This is a genomic window from Micromonospora sp. PRAS1, assembly GCF_059553435.1.
In genome coordinates, this window is sequence record NZ_JCANNB010000001.1 from 346,852 (window position 1) to 360,177 (window position 13,326).

Below are 13,326 nucleotides of genomic sequence, written 5' to 3' on the forward strand. Positions count from 1 at the left end.
TCAGTTGTTGAGCGACAGTCCGCCGTCGACGGTGACGATCTCCCCGGTAACGTAGTCGGCCTCGATCAGCGCGAGCACCATGGCGGCCACGTCGGCGGGGGTGCCGATCCGGTTCAGCGGGGCGAGTTCCAGGACCTCCCGGGTCCGCTCCGACCAGCCGCGTGTCCAGGGGGTGTCGATCAGACCGGGCGCGACCGCGTTCACCCGGATCTCCGGGCCGAGCGCCTTCGCCAGGGTGCGGGTGAGCTGGTTGAGGGCGGCTTTCGAGACCGAGTACGGCAGGCTGCTGCCGGTGACCCGGATGCCGGCCATCGAGGAGATGTTCACCACCGCGCCGATCGGCGACTCGCGCAGGTGGGGCGCGGCGGCCTTGACCGTGTTCCAGGCGCCGATCACGTTGACCCCGAGGATCCGGTTCCAGTCCTCGACGGTGATCCCGTCGAGGTCGTGGTGCGGCACGTTCTTGGTGGCACCGGCGCTGTTCACCACGATGTCGAGGCGACCGTAGCGCTCGGCGATCGTCGCGATCATCGCGTTCACGGTGGACTCGTCGGCCACGTCGCCGGCCAGGTGCAGGGCGGGCTCGACCGGCTCGGCCGGCACCGTACGGGAGTTGACGACGACCTGGGCACCCGCTGCGGCGAGCCGCTCGGCGACGCCCCGACCGATGCCGGACATCGCGCCGGTGACCAGGGCGACCGCGCCTTCCAGCCGGCTCACCGCGGCTCTCCCGACCGGCTGGCCGGGCGGACCCCGGGCGGGCTGGCCGGGCGGACCCCGGGCGGGCCGGTGGAACCATCCGCCACCCGGCCGAAGGAGCGGCGCAGCTTGCCTGCGGAGTTGCGGGGCAGCGCGTCGGTGAACACGAAGCGGGCCGGGCGCTTGTACCTGGCGAGCCGGGTGGCGCAGAGTTCGGCGAGTTCGTCGACGAGTCGCGGTCCGGCGTCGGCCTCGACGTACGCGACCAGGCTCTGGCCCAGCCGGTCGCTGTGCGCGCCGCGCACCACCACCTCGCGCACCGCCGGGTGCTCGCGCAGCACGAGTTCCACCTCGACCGGGTAGACGTTCTGCCCGCCGACCACGATCATGTCGTCGGCCCGCCCGGCCAGGATCAGGCAGCCGTCGGTGTCGATCCGGCCGAGGTCGCCGGAGGACTCCCAGGCGGAGGCGTTCGACTCGTACGCGGAGACACCCCCGCCCAGCGGGATCGCGTACGGCCGGCCGCTCTTCTGCACCCGGCCGATCTCGCCGGCCGGCACCGGTCGGCCGTCCGCGTCGACGATCCGCACGGCGGCACCCAGCGTCGGCAGGCCGACCAGCCCTTCGCGCGGGTCGCCGGGCCGGTGCTCCAGCCAGGTGACCCAGCCCAGTTCGGTGGAGCCGTAGTACTCGATCAGGCGTGCGGTGCCGCCGGCCAGGACCCGCTCGCGGAGCCCCACCTCCAGCGGCGCGCCCGCGCAGACCAGCAGGCCGAGCGCGGAGAGCGACGCCTCCTGCCGGTGCAGGTCGTGCACCATCGTCGGTACGACGGCCGTCCACGCCGGGGTGTCGCCGCTCAGCCAGCCGGCTGCCGCAGCCGGGTCGTACCGCTCGATCAGCGCCACCGTCCCGCCGGAGGCGAGTTGGCCGACGGCGTGGCTGAAGCCGATGCCGTGCGCGATGGGCGAGAGGGAGACGTGGACCGGGTACGCCGACCATCCCCACTCGTACGCGTTGAGCAGCGAGTTGGTGAGCAGTCGCTCGTGTGAGACGGCGAAGAGCCGGGGGGTGCCGGTACTGCCGCCGGTGGTGGAGACCCAGCAGGTCGAGTCGGCCCTCGGCGGCACCGGGTCGGCGGGCAGCCGTACCGGATCGGCGGGGCGGCGCGGCGGGGCGGCCGCCGGTGCCGCAGCGGCGCCGGTGGGTGGCGGGGCGAGTTGGAAGCGGCGCCCGGCGGCCTCGGTAAGCCGGCCCGCGCGCTCGGCACCGACCCCGGGGGTCACCACGCAGGCGGCGGCGTCGGCCTTGTCCACCAGAGCGGCGACCTCGGCGTCGGTGAGCGCCGGGCTGAGTGGCATCAGAGCCGCGCCCAGCCAGCCGGCGGCGACCAGGTACTCGAAGACCACCGTCTCGTTGAAGCAGACGATCGCCACGATGCCGCCACCGGACACGCCCAGGTCGACCAGCTCAGCGATCCGGCCGGTGCCCCGATCGTGCAGCTCGGCGAAGGTGACCGGGTCGCGGCCGAGCAACGCGGGCCGGTGCGCGGTACGCGCGGACGACGCGAGGGCGGCGACGACGCCGGGAAAAGTGATCATGAACCGGCCTCCGGCGGATGGGCGACGAAGCGCGTCACGCAGTCCGCGACGCAGCACGGTTTCTCCGACCCCTCGGCGCGGATGGCGACCCGGGTGGTGACCATCGTGAAGCCGGCCTCCGGGCGTACCTGCCGGACCTCGGCCGTCGCGGTCAGCAGCGATCCGCTCGCGACCGCCGCCGGGAAGCGCACCCGCTCCAGGCCGTAGTTGATCGCCAGCGCGGCGTCGTCGACGGCCAACAGCTCGCCGAAGAAGTGCGAGAGCAGCGACAGGGTGAGAAAGCCGTGACCGATGGTGGTGCCGAACGGGCCGGCAGCGGCCCGTACCGGGTCGACGTGAATCCACTGGTCGTCAAGCGTGCAGCGGGCGAACTCGTCGATCCGGTCCTGGTCGACCAGGACCGGCGCGGTGGGTCCGAGTTGCCGCCCCACCAGGGTCGGCAACTCGGCCACCGGCACCCGCGTGGTCACTTGAAGTACCCGTTCACGGTCCAGCCGCCGTCCACCACGATCGCCTGGCCGGTCGCGTAGCCGGCCTGGTCGGAGAGGAGGAAGAGCACCGCGCCCACCACGTCGGCGGGTTCCCCGAAGCGGCGCAGCGGTGCCCGGTTCTCGATGGCGTCCACATCGAGCACACCGCGCTCGATCAGGTCGCCGGTGAGGTCGGTACGGATGTAGCCGGGCGCGACCGCGTTCACCCGGATGCCGAGCGGACCCCAGTCGTTGGCCAGCGCCCGGGTCAGCCCGAGCACCGCCGACTTGGCGGCGATGTACGCGGCCCGCTCCGGCTGGCCGGTGAAGGAGGTCATCGAGGCGATCGACACGATGCTGCCGCCGCCCTGCTTCGCCATCACCCGGGCCGCCGCCTGCGAGCAGGCGAACACCCCGGTCACGTTGACGTCCAGGATGCGGGCGAAGTCGGCCAGGTCGTAGTCGAGCGTCGGACCGACCTTGCTGATCCCGGCGTTGTTGACCAACCCGTCGATCCGGCCCCACGCGGCGACCACCCGGTCGAAGGCGGCGGCGACGGTGGTCGCGTCGGCCAGATCCACAGGCACGCCCAGGGTCTGCTCGCCGTCACCCGGGTCGGGGTCACGGGCCAGCACGCAGACCCGGGCGCCGGCGTCGAGCAGCCCCTGCGCGATGGCCGCGCCGATGCCCCGGGTACCCCCGGTGACCACGTACACCCGGCCGGCGAGCGAGGACGGCGCGGTCATCTAGAAGATCCTGCCGTTGAGGAAGGCACCGTCGGGGTCGATCTCGCGGATCGCGGTCAGTTCCGCCTCGGTCGGCTCGGCTGTGGTGGGCACCTCGTCCGGCCAGATCAGCTCGAAACCGGTCTCCTCGACGAGCTGCTCCCGGGTCACGCCGGGGTGCAGGGAGACCACCCGCATCAGCTTCGACTCCGGGTGGAAGTCGAGGACCGCCAGGTCGGTGAAGACCTTGGCCGGGCCGCCGCCGATCAGGCCCAGCCGCTCCCGGTGCCCCGGGCCGTCGCCGTAGCCGAAGGCCGACCGGTAGTCGACCTTCTCCACGAAGGTACGCCGGGCGTGCGGCAGGATGATGATCGTACGCTTGGCGTTGGCCGCGTGGTCCGGCTGCGCGATGCCGCCGACCAGCCGTACCTTCGGCTTCCGGTAGTCGCCGATCGCGACGCTGTTCAGGTTGCCGTACCTGTCGATCTGCGCGCCGGAGATGAAGCCGACGCTCATCTTGCCCCGCTTGAACCCGTCCAGGCAGGTCTCCACCGGCAGGTTCGCCGACGCCGGCCAGTTGAGCAGGTTCCGGTCCTCGAAGCAGCGCGGCGCGTTCTCGATGTCCGGCTCCAGGGCCACGCCGTACTGGGCGATGAAGTCGATCCCGCGCCGGTGCGCCAGGGCGACCGCGACCGAGGGGATGCCGACCGCGAACGCGAAGGACCGGCCGCCGGTGCCGAGGCCGATGAAGCCGAGCCCGCCCTCCTCCAGTTCCGCCGAGACCCGGGCGCTGAGCAGCTCCTCGACTGTGCAGTTCATGCGCGCTCAGCTCCCTTGACGTTCGAGGTGCGGGTGGCGGTGGTGAGCAGGCCGGCGACGCCGACCTTGTCGAGGTACTCCCAGTGGTCGCCGACCGAGGTGACCCGGTCCACCAGGTACGCCTCGAAGGTCTCGGCGGAGCGGGACGCCTCGTAGTAGCGGCGCAGCTCGTCCTGGTCGTAGCCGTACCGGGCGTCGCAGCAGCAGGGGTGCGCGCCGAACGGCGCGTGCACGACCGCGGTCACGTACTCGCGCGGCAGGAACGTACGGCGCGGGTTGGACCGGATGTGGTCGGTGCTGACGATCTCCTCGACCGAGACGATTACCTGCTTGGCGGCCCGGCCGATGAAGGGGTCGACCGTGTTGTCGCCCCAGTTCGCCTCGTCCAGTTGGACGTTGCCGTGCACGTCGGCGGCGTGCGCGTGCAGGATCGCGAAGTCCGGCTCCACGCCGCGCACGGCGGCGTACGTCTGACCGGTGAACGGCGAGGTGATCTCGACCAGCCCGTCGTTGTAGGTCATCAGGTCGGTGCCGAGCGGGGTGCGGTTGGGCAGGAAGTCGACGCCGAGCGCGGTGGCCCGGAACATGTCGATCGCCGTGGTCTCGGAGTGGTCGATCGTCTCGACCGCGCCGGACTCGACGCCCCTGCGCAGGTTGCGGGCCAGGCCGAGCGGGCCCATGCCGACGTAGGACGTCTCGATCACCCGGGCCACCCCGGCACCGATCAGCATGTCGAAGTCGATGCCGTTGTTCCAGCCGAGCAGGTGCAGGTTGCGCTTCTGCTGACGGATGAGTTCCCGGACCAGGGCCATCGGGTGGCGGCGCAGGGTGTGGCCGCCGATCGCGACGGTCGCTCCGTCGGGGATGCCGGAGACTGCCTCTTGCACACTGATGAGGCGCTCAGGGATGCGTGATCCGGGCACGGATCCTCCTTCTCGGGTACGGGTCACAGGTAGACGCCGTCGGGGTCGATGCGGGTACGCAGGATGTCGAGCTCGTCCGCGGTGGGCGCGACGGTTTCGTGCAGGTCGGGCGCGACGGTCGGCTCGAAGGCGGTGGCCGCGCGGACGTCGTCCAGCGAGACGCCGGGATGCACCGACTCGACGACCATCTCGCAGGTCTGCGCGTCGAAGCCGAAGACACAGAGGTCGGTGACGACGCCGACCGGGCCGCCGCCGGGCAGTCCGGCCCGCTCGCGGGCGCCGGGGCCGGTCAGGTACCCGGGGGTGGTGAGGTAGTCGACGGTCTCCACGAAGGTGCGGCGGTTGTGCCGGGTGACGATCAGGTGCTGCCGGGCGCAGCTGGCGATGTCGTTGGCGCCGCCGCTGCCGGGCAGCCGGGTGGAGGGCTTCTGGTACGACCCGATCGCGGTGGTGTTGATGTTGCCGAACCGGTCCACCTGGGCGCAGCCGAGCACCCCCAGGTCGACCCGGCCGCCGTGCAGCATCAGCAGGCTGTCCAGCATGCCGCTGACCCGGCGGGCGGTGGAGATGAGTCGCGGGTCGCCGACCGCCTTGGCGATGCTGCGCGGTCGCGGGTCCAGCACGCCGGACTCGAACATCAGTGCCGCGTTCGGCGCGTGCGTCGCCTTGGCCAGGTACGCGGCCACCATCGGCAGCCCGGTGCCGATGAAGACGGTGTCGCCGTCGGCGATGTAGCGGCCGGTCGCCACCGTCATGATCTCGTCCTTGGAGAAGGTCACTTCGCCCCCCTGGCGATCTTCAGGGCCGGGTCGACGCGCAGGCTGAACAGGCGTCGGCTGCCGAGCGAGTTGAGGTACGACGCGTGGTCGACGTGGCCGAACAGGTGCTCGGCGAAGTAGTCCACAAGCGCCTCGCGGGAGCGGGACGCCTCGTAGTAGGTGGACATCGCGGCCGGGTCCTCGTCGTACTCGTCGTACATGCCGCCCGGGTGCGCGCCGTACGGCGTGTGCACCACCGCGTCGACGAAGATGCCGGGCACGGTGACCACCTGGTTGGCGGCGGTGATCTCGTCGGCCGAGACGATCCGCTCGGCGGTGACCACCACCTTGCGGGCCGCCCGCACCTGGGCGTCGATCACCGACATGGCGCCGGAGACGATGCCGTTGCCCTGCTCGTCGGCCCGGTTGACGTGGATCACGGCGACGTCTGGGCGCAGGGCCGCCACCGCACCGACCTCGTTGTCGGAGAACGGTGAGCGGACCTGCGCGTACTTGGGGGCCACGCCGGTCTGCACGGCGGCCAGGTCGGTGCCGGCCATCGACCGCACCGGCAGGAACGGCACGTCCCACGCGCCGGCCAGCAGCCGCAGCGAGAGCGCCAGGTGGCTGTGGTCGTCGACCGCCACCTCGCCCTCCTCGACGGCGCGGCTGATCGCCCGGCACCGGCCGAGGCCCTCGAACATCAGGTTGGACAGGTTGATCCGGGACACCCGGCCGTTTGCCACCAGGAACTCCGCCGGCCAGCACTCCGCGATGGCGTGCAGGGTGAGGTCGTCGGTGCCCTGGCGGATCAGTTCCCGGACGAAGGCCAGCGGGTGCCCGGCATGGCCGAAGCCGCTGAAGCTCAGACTCGAACCGGGCTGGACGAGCCGGACCGCCTCGGTGAGGGTGGTCAGCTTGCTTGTCGCTCTCATCGCTCGCCTTTCACTGTCGCTGGTCCGGTTTCACTGCGCCGTCAGGCCGCCGTCGACCGGCAGGTCGACACCGGTGATGAAGCTCGCCTGGTCGGAGAGGAGGAAGCGGACCGCGTACGCGATGTCCTCGGGCTGACCGAGCCGCCCGACGGGCACCTGCGCGACCAGCCGGGCCTCCAGCGCGGCGATGCCGCTCGCGTCCGCCTTCGGGCCGACCACCTGCGTCATCCGGTTGCGCATCGGTCCGGGGTGCACGCTGTTGACCCGGATGCCCTGGGCGGCGAACTCGGTGGCGGCCGACTTGCTGAGCAGCCGCATGCCGCCCTTGGACGCCTGGTACGCGGTGCCACCGCCCCGGCCGACCAGCCCGTCGACCGAGCCGACGTTGACTATCGAACCGCCACCGGCCGTACGCATCGCCGGCACGGCCGCCTTCACGCCCAGCCAGGCACCGGTCAGGTTGATCCGTAGGGTGCGCTCCCAGACCGCCAGCTCGGTGGTTTCGGCACCGGCCCGGCTCAGCACCGCCGCGTAGTTGGCCAACCCGGTCAGCCGGCCGTACTCGGCGACGGTGCGGGCGACCAGCTGCTGCCAGGAGTCCTCGTCGGCGATGTCGGTCGGTACCGCGAGGGCGCTGCCGCCGTCCCCGGTGACCTCATCGGCCACCTCGGTAAGGGCGTCGGCGGAGAGGTCGGCCAGGACCACGGCCGCGCCGGAGGCGGCGAACAGCCGGGCGGCCACCCGGCCCTGTGCCCCGGCGGCGCCGGCCACGATCACCACTTTTCCCGCGAGTGTCATCGCTGGCTCACCGTGACCTCTCCGCCCTCGGCGCAGGCGCGCCGGATGGCGTCCAGCGTCAAGGCGTTGTCCAGGGCGTCCGTCGGCGTGATCCGCTGCGGTACGCCGTCAAGCACCACCGCGGCGAAGTGGTCGATCTCCGCCTCGTACTGGTCCACGAAGGAGGTGGACTCGCTGGTCCAGGTGCCGTCGGGAAGCTGCCGCTCGATGTCGAACGGCGCCTGCGCGGCGCGGATGCGGAACGCGTTGGACATCCGGATCCGTCCGCCGGTGCCGAGGATCTCGACCTGACCGCCGCCCGGGACGTCCAACGCCGCGTAGAACTGTCCGGTCACCCCGTTGTCGAAGCTCACCTGGCCGGAGACGGTGGTCTCGACCGCCCGCCCCGGCGTCGAGCTGCACCGGCTGCGTACCGACACCGCCCGGCCGCCCGCGTAGGTGCGCAGCCCACTCACGCAGTACGCCCCGAGGTCGCTGATCACCCCGCCGCCCAGCTCAGGGTTGAGCCGCAGGTCCTCGTCCACCGAGCCGCTGCGGACGTCACCGGCGGCGGCCAGGTCGAAGGTGTACGTGGCCCGGACCAGCCGGATCTCACCGAGCGCGCCGTCGGCGAGCATGGTGAGCACCTGCTCCACCCGTGGGTGGAAGCGCCACATGAACGCCTCCATCAGCACCCGGTCCGCCCGGCTCGCGGCGGCGTTCATCCGGCGTACGTCGTCGGCGCTCATCGCCATCGGCTTCTCGCAGAGCACGTGCTTGCCGGCCGCCAGCGCGGCGATCGCCCAGTCGGCGTGCAGCGCGTTCGGCACCGCCACGTAGACGGCGTCGACCTCGGGGTCGTCCAACACCTGGGAGTAGGAGTCGTAGGCGACCGGGGCGTCCAGGGCAGCGGCCAGCTTCTCGGCCGCGTCGAGGCGCCGGCTGGCCACCGCCCGCACCGTGTTGCGGGGCGAGCGCAGCATCGCCGGCCCCATCTCGGCTTCGACGATCTTGGCTGCGCCGAGGATGCCCCAGCGGAGGACGTCGGTCATCGGTAGTGCTCCCTCAACTCGATCGCGCAGCCGTGGGCCGCGGCGGGATGCAGGTAGGCGACCCAGCCGTGCAGGCTCCGCCACGGTTCGGCGTCCACCATCCGGACGCCCCGGTCGGTGAGCCGTCGTACGGCGCCGTGGATGTCGGCCAGCTCGTAGCAGACGTGGTGCAGGCCCTCGCCGCGCTTGTCGAGGAAGCGCGACAGCGGCCCGGTGTCGGTGGTGGGCGCGAGCAGCTCGACCTTGCCGGTGCCGGCCCGCAGGAACTGCACGGCGGTGTCCCGGCCTTCGAGTTCGACCCGGTCGCCCTCGACGGTCATGCCGAGTTCCTCGACGTAGAACTGCACGGCGGTGTCCAGTGAGCGGACCACCAGGCCGACGTGGTCGATGCCGCGCACGGTGGCGCCTTCGGGTGGCATGGCGAATCCTTCCTCAGTGCACGCCGGCGTTGGCCAGGCGGAGCATGTAGCGCTGGGAGAAGCCGAACATCAGCAACATCGGTAGGGCGCCGACGATGGAGGCGGCGGCCATCGGGCCGACCAGCGAGAGGTAGTCCTGCTGGAAGGTGGTGACGTAGACCGGGAAGGTCATCGTCGCCGGGCCGGCGAGGGTCGCCACCACGATGTAGTCGACGAAGATCAGCAGGGCGGCGAGGATGCCGGTGGCCGCGATGCCCGGGCGGGCGATCGGCAGCACCACCGAGAAGAAGGTGCGCAGCACCCCGGCACCGTCCACCCCGGCCGCCTCCTCCACCTGCACCGGTACGGCGTCGAAGAAGACCCGCATGGTCCAGATGCAGTACGGCAGGGCCAGCGGCACCAGCGCGATGATCACGCCGGTCATGGTGTTGAGCAGTTCGGCCTTGCTGAAGATGACGTAGTAGGGCAGGACCAGCGCCACCGGCGGCACGCCGCGCAGGACGAAGGACATCATGTAGAGGCCCCGGCCCATCCGCTTGTGTTGCAGGTGGGACAGCCCGTACGCGGCCGGCACCGCGAAGATCAGCGCCAGTACGGTCGACGCCACGGTGATCACCACGCTGTTCACAAGCGACGGCCAGATCATGTTCGCGCCGTTCAGCACCGACATGAAGTTCGTGGTGGTCAGCGTGTCCGGAATGGAGAAGCCGTCAAGCGTGCTGCCGGTCGGGGTGAACGCCACCGCGAAGAGGAAGTACAGCGGCAGCAGCACCCAGGCCAGGATGATCGCCAGCAGGATGCCCTTGACGATTGTGGCCGGCTGGATCGCCCGTGCCCGGTTCACGACGTTGCCCCCTTGTCCTGCGTGCGCTGCCAGTAGAGGACCGCGCCGATGGAGAGCGCCGAGGAGACCATCAGCATCACGATCGCCAGCGCGGAGCCGAAGCCGTAGTTGAGGAACTTGAACGCCTGCTCGTAGATGTAGGTGCTCATCAGGTGGGTGCTGTTCTGCGGACCGCCCTGGGTCATCACCCAGACGAACGGGAACGACAGGAACGAGTCGACCGCCTTGAAGCTGAGCGTCACGAAGATGATCGGGCGCATCAGCGGCAGGATGATGTGCCACAGCCGCTGCCAGTAGCTGGCGCCGTCCACCTCGGAGGCTTCCAACGCCGAGCGGTCCAGGTAGTCCAGGCCGCCGGAGAGCAGCAGGAAGACCCAGGGCGACCAGGCCCAGATGACGGTGATGATGATCGCCCAGAGGGCCAGGTTCGGGTTGCCGAGCGGCGGGTCGATCAGGCCGTCCAGGTTCACCGAGCGGAGGAACTGCTCGTTCGGCGGCGCCCACATCGTGGTCCGCCAGAACACCGCCGCACCGGTCGGGATGATCAGGATCGGCAGCATGAAGATCATCCGGAAGACCTTCGCCGTACGCGGCTTCATCTCGAACAGCAGCAGCGCCTGCGTCATGCCGAGGACGAAGTCGACGGCGATGACCACGAGGACGTAGAGCAGCGTACGAAGCAGCGACTTGATGAACTCCGGGTCGCCGCCGGAGAAGATGTTGGCGTAGTTGGCCAGTCCGATGAACTCGTCCAGGCCCCGGGCCAGGTCGTAGTGCCGGAGGCTGAGGTAGAACGTGTACGCCAGCGGTAGGACGATGAGCAGCAGGATCGCGATGCCCGACGGGACCAGGAACCAGTAGTACCGGCGGTCCCGCTGGCGGGCCTGCGTGCTGCCCCGGCGCTTGGGCGGGTCGACGACGGCAGAAGATGTGCCGGACGAGGGCGCCGCTGCGTCGACGGTGGTGGTGCTGTTACCGGCCATGGCGTCCACCTCCTCCTCGATGAGATGCGGTCGGTACGGGCAGGGGCGGGTGGCGCCGGCGGGCCAGGGACAGGCCCACCGGCGCCGGAGGGTCCGTTACTGGACCAGACCCGAATCCACGGCTTCCTTCTGGATGGCCTCACCGCTCTGCTTCGCGTACTCCTCGGGCGTCAGGTTGCCCTGGTAGAGCCGGTCGACGAGCGGGATGTTGATCTTCTGGCGCATCCGGCCGGTGGCCGTGGTGACCCGGTACGGCTGGTTGTTCGACACCGCGTCGGCCACGCCCTGCGGGACCACGCCCTGCTCCACCGACCAGGCCAGCAGGTTCTGGTCGGTCGGCACGTACACGCCCTGGCCCTTGGTGAGCGCGAGCTTCTGGTTCTCCTCGGACATCACCCACTCCATGAAGGTCCAGGAGGCGTCCTTGTTCTTGCTGCACTCGGGGATGCCGCGACCCCAGTAGAAGGTGATGCCGCCCGCGCCCTCGACGAAGCTCGGTGGCTCGAAGGAACCGGTCTTACCGATCTTGGAAACCACCTCCTGGGCGGAGAACTGCGCCCACGGCAGGTAGATGTGGTCGTAGATCATGGCCGCGTTGCCGGCCGTGTAGAACGAGGTCGCCTCGCCGGTGGCCATCGAGGTGATTTCCCGGGGCGCGTACCCCTTCTTGATGAGATCGGTCAGCCAGCGCGCCGACTCGGCCACCTTCGCCTGGTTGGCGGAGTTCGACGGGCCCCAGAGGGCGTTGTCGTCGTCCGCCTGGTAGCCGTTGACGCCGTGCCGGAAGATCACGTCGGCAAGCGTGGTCTCGCCCGAGTCGCCCTGACCGGAGAAGACGATGCCGTACTGGGTGCCCCGGTTGGTGAAGAACTCCGCCAGGTCGACGATCTGGTCCGGGGTGGTCGGCGGGGTGGGGATGTCATAGCCGTACTTGGCCCGGAAGTCGGCCTTGTTCTTGTCGTCGTTGAACAGATCCTCGCGGTAGGCGAAGCCCTTGGCCCCCGAGTAGAACGGGTAGTAGGCGACCTTGCCGTCGAACTCCATGGCGCCCTTGGTCCAGCCGACCTGCGCACCGAACAGTTCCTCGGCGCTGGAACCGCTCTCGGTCAGGTACGGCGCCAGGTCGGCCATCTTCGGTGCCGCGCCGGCCAGGGCACCGTCGAGCAGCTCGACGTTGTCGTAGGTGCAGGCACCGACGGTGACATCCCGCTGGAAGGCGCCCTCGATGTCGGTGGTGGCGACCTGGTCCAGCTGGACCGTGATGCCGGTCTCCGCGGTGAACTCCGACAGCTTGTCCCAGACCGGGTTGAACTGCTGGTGGCCGGAGCTGACCAGAACCTTGATGGTGGTGCCGTCGCCGCCGGACTCGCCGGCACCGGAGGTGGAACAGGCCGCTAGCGGTAGTGCCACGACCAGCGATGCCGCGAGGGCGGCACCGCGGAACAGGACGCGCTGAGTCATGGTGGAGCCTTTCGACTGCCCCAGAAGCCGCGGGGGAAGTTACGGTTCGAATTGGGGGATATGCCGTTATCTGTGCATCTCGACCCAGACCGACAGCTCGGGCTGGGACCAGGTCCGCGCGAACTCGACCGGATGGTTGGCGACGTCGCGGGACAGCCGCTCGGTGGCGAGCAGTGGTGTAGCGAAGGGCACCCCGAGCAGCTCGGCATGCCACTTCTCGGCCGCGACGGCGAAGAGGCGCTGTTCCGCTCGGTCGAGCGTCACGCCGGCGTCGGCGAGGTACTGGTAGAGCGATCGGTCGGTCATGTCGTCCCGAGCCAGCCCCGGGGCGAACTTGAGAGGGATGAAGACCTGCTGTAGGGACGCGGGGGTGCCGTCCACCGTCCGGACCCGGAGCAGCTCGACGACCCGGCCTTGCCACGACATGGCCAGTGCCTCGGCCACGTCCCGGTCCGGCTGGACCTCGCACTGCCTGATGACCTGCCCGCGGACGACCGCACCGCCCAGCTCCTCGCTGAAGCTCTGCAACCGCTTCGCGGAGCGGGCCATCGGCCGCGTACGGACGACGAATGTTCCCGACCCACGCCGGCGCACCACCAGCCCGTCCCGAACGAGCCCGTCGATGGCGTGCCGCACGGTCATGTGCGCCACCCCGAAGCGTTCGACGAGTTCCCGCTCGGTGGGCATCCGGTCGCCCGGAGCCAGAGCCCCGCGCTCCAACTCCTGGCGCAATGCGTGACGGATTCGTTGGTAGCTCGGAAGCGCAACGTCAGCCATGCATCGCAACCTATGCTCTAGTTATCTAGATAACTTGCAAGGAACCTAAGACCTGGTGAACGGCGTGTCAAGGGGTTGTTTCGAGC

15 protein-coding genes are annotated in these 13,326 nt (G+C 70.3%); all 15 read right to left on the reverse strand.

Going from position 1 to position 13,326, the window contains the following annotated elements:
• A complete protein-coding gene (locus AC507J_RS01645) occupies window positions 1-720 on the reverse strand; it encodes an SDR family NAD(P)-dependent oxidoreductase (protein WP_496287230.1) in 720 nt (239 codons plus the stop codon).
• On the reverse strand, window positions 717-2,297 hold the full coding sequence (locus AC507J_RS01650) for a class I adenylate-forming enzyme family protein (RefSeq protein WP_496287231.1): 1,581 nt from the start codon (window positions 2,295-2,297) through the stop codon (window positions 717-719). The genes AC507J_RS01645 and AC507J_RS01650 overlap by 4 nt, the downstream gene beginning before the upstream one ends.
• Window positions 2,294-2,767 (reverse strand): MaoC family dehydratase, encoded by a 474-nt coding sequence (locus AC507J_RS01655; RefSeq protein ID WP_496287232.1) that lies wholly within the window; start codon window positions 2,765-2,767, stop codon window positions 2,294-2,296. The genes AC507J_RS01650 and AC507J_RS01655 overlap by 4 nt, the downstream gene beginning before the upstream one ends.
• Window positions 2,764-3,513 carry an SDR family NAD(P)-dependent oxidoreductase gene (locus tag AC507J_RS01660; protein ID WP_496287233.1) on the reverse strand — a complete coding sequence of 250 codons (750 nt, stop codon included), beginning with the start codon at window positions 3,511-3,513 and terminating at the stop codon, window positions 2,764-2,766. The genes AC507J_RS01655 and AC507J_RS01660 overlap by 4 nt, the downstream gene beginning before the upstream one ends.
• A complete protein-coding gene (locus tag AC507J_RS01665) occupies window positions 3,514-4,311 on the reverse strand; it encodes a CoA-transferase subunit beta (protein ID WP_496287234.1) in 798 nt (265 codons plus the stop codon). It lies immediately after the preceding gene.
• Window positions 4,308-5,234: a CoA transferase subunit A gene (locus tag AC507J_RS01670; protein ID WP_496287235.1), complete on the reverse strand. Its 927-nt coding sequence runs from the start codon at window positions 5,232-5,234 to the stop codon at window positions 4,308-4,310. Before AC507J_RS01670 ends, AC507J_RS01665 begins: the two co-directional genes overlap by 4 nt.
• A gap of 23 nt (window positions 5,235-5,257) precedes the next feature.
• A complete protein-coding gene (locus AC507J_RS01675) occupies window positions 5,258-6,013 on the reverse strand; it encodes a CoA-transferase subunit beta (RefSeq protein ID WP_496287236.1) in 756 nt (251 codons plus the stop codon).
• Entirely contained in the window at window positions 6,010-6,927 is a 918-nt protein-coding gene (locus AC507J_RS01680; protein ID WP_496287237.1) for a CoA transferase subunit A, read from the reverse strand. Before AC507J_RS01680 ends, AC507J_RS01675 begins: the two co-directional genes overlap by 4 nt.
• Window positions 6,928-6,957: 30 nt before the next feature.
• Entirely contained in the window at window positions 6,958-7,725 is a 768-nt protein-coding gene (locus AC507J_RS01685; RefSeq protein ID WP_496287238.1) for an SDR family NAD(P)-dependent oxidoreductase, read from the reverse strand.
• Entirely contained in the window at window positions 7,722-8,756 is a 1,035-nt protein-coding gene (locus tag AC507J_RS01690; RefSeq protein WP_496287239.1) for a Gfo/Idh/MocA family protein, read from the reverse strand. The genes AC507J_RS01685 and AC507J_RS01690 overlap by 4 nt, the downstream gene beginning before the upstream one ends.
• Window positions 8,753-9,175 (reverse strand): VOC family protein, encoded by a 423-nt coding sequence (locus AC507J_RS01695; RefSeq protein ID WP_496287240.1) that lies wholly within the window; start codon window positions 9,173-9,175, stop codon window positions 8,753-8,755. Before AC507J_RS01695 ends, AC507J_RS01690 begins: the two co-directional genes overlap by 4 nt.
• A gap of 13 nt (window positions 9,176-9,188) precedes the next feature.
• Window positions 9,189-10,019, reverse strand: a complete 831-nt coding sequence (locus AC507J_RS01700) for a carbohydrate ABC transporter permease (protein WP_496287241.1) — start codon at window positions 10,017-10,019, stop codon at window positions 9,189-9,191.
• Window positions 10,016-11,002 carry a carbohydrate ABC transporter permease gene (locus AC507J_RS01705; protein WP_496287242.1) on the reverse strand — a complete coding sequence of 329 codons (987 nt, stop codon included), beginning with the start codon at window positions 11,000-11,002 and terminating at the stop codon, window positions 10,016-10,018. Before AC507J_RS01705 ends, AC507J_RS01700 begins: the two co-directional genes overlap by 4 nt.
• Before the next feature lie 96 nt (window positions 11,003-11,098).
• Entirely contained in the window at window positions 11,099-12,463 is a 1,365-nt protein-coding gene (locus AC507J_RS01710) for an ABC transporter substrate-binding protein (protein ID WP_496287243.1), read from the reverse strand.
• A 66-nt stretch (window positions 12,464-12,529) separates the two neighbouring features.
• Window positions 12,530-13,240, reverse strand: coding sequence for a GntR family transcriptional regulator (locus AC507J_RS01715; RefSeq protein ID WP_496287244.1), 711 nt, complete (start codon window positions 13,238-13,240; stop codon window positions 12,530-12,532).
• Window positions 13,241-13,326: the final 86 nt, after the last annotated feature.

What these genes read in the sequence shown, in the direction of transcription:
- AC507J_RS01690 (WP_496287239.1), bottom strand. Translation starts at nt 8,756, where the DNA reads ATGACCGACGTCCTCCGCTGGGGCATCCTCGGCGCAGCCAAGATCGTC.
- AC507J_RS01705 (WP_496287242.1), bottom strand. Translation starts at nt 11,002, where the DNA reads ATGGCCGGTAACAGCACCACCACCGTCGACGCAGCGGCGCCCTCGTCC.
- AC507J_RS01715 (WP_496287244.1), bottom strand. Translation starts at nt 13,240, where the DNA reads ATGGCTGACGTTGCGCTTCCGAGCTACCAACGAATCCGTCACGCATTG.
- AC507J_RS01660 (WP_496287233.1), bottom strand. Translation starts at nt 3,513, where the DNA reads ATGACCGCGCCGTCCTCGCTCGCCGGCCGGGTGTACGTGGTCACCGGG.
- AC507J_RS01650 (WP_496287231.1), bottom strand. Translation starts at nt 2,297, where the DNA reads ATGATCACTTTTCCCGGCGTCGTCGCCGCCCTCGCGTCGTCCGCGCGT.
- AC507J_RS01695 (WP_496287240.1), bottom strand. Translation starts at nt 9,175, where the DNA reads ATGCCACCCGAAGGCGCCACCGTGCGCGGCATCGACCACGTCGGCCTG.
- AC507J_RS01680 (WP_496287237.1), bottom strand. Translation starts at nt 6,927, where the DNA reads ATGAGAGCGACAAGCAAGCTGACCACCCTCACCGAGGCGGTCCGGCTC.
- AC507J_RS01710 (WP_496287243.1), bottom strand. Translation starts at nt 12,463, where the DNA reads ATGACTCAGCGCGTCCTGTTCCGCGGTGCCGCCCTCGCGGCATCGCTG.
- AC507J_RS01665 (WP_496287234.1), bottom strand. Translation starts at nt 4,311, where the DNA reads ATGAACTGCACAGTCGAGGAGCTGCTCAGCGCCCGGGTCTCGGCGGAA.
- AC507J_RS01685 (WP_496287238.1), bottom strand. Translation starts at nt 7,725, where the DNA reads ATGACACTCGCGGGAAAAGTGGTGATCGTGGCCGGCGCCGCCGGGGCA.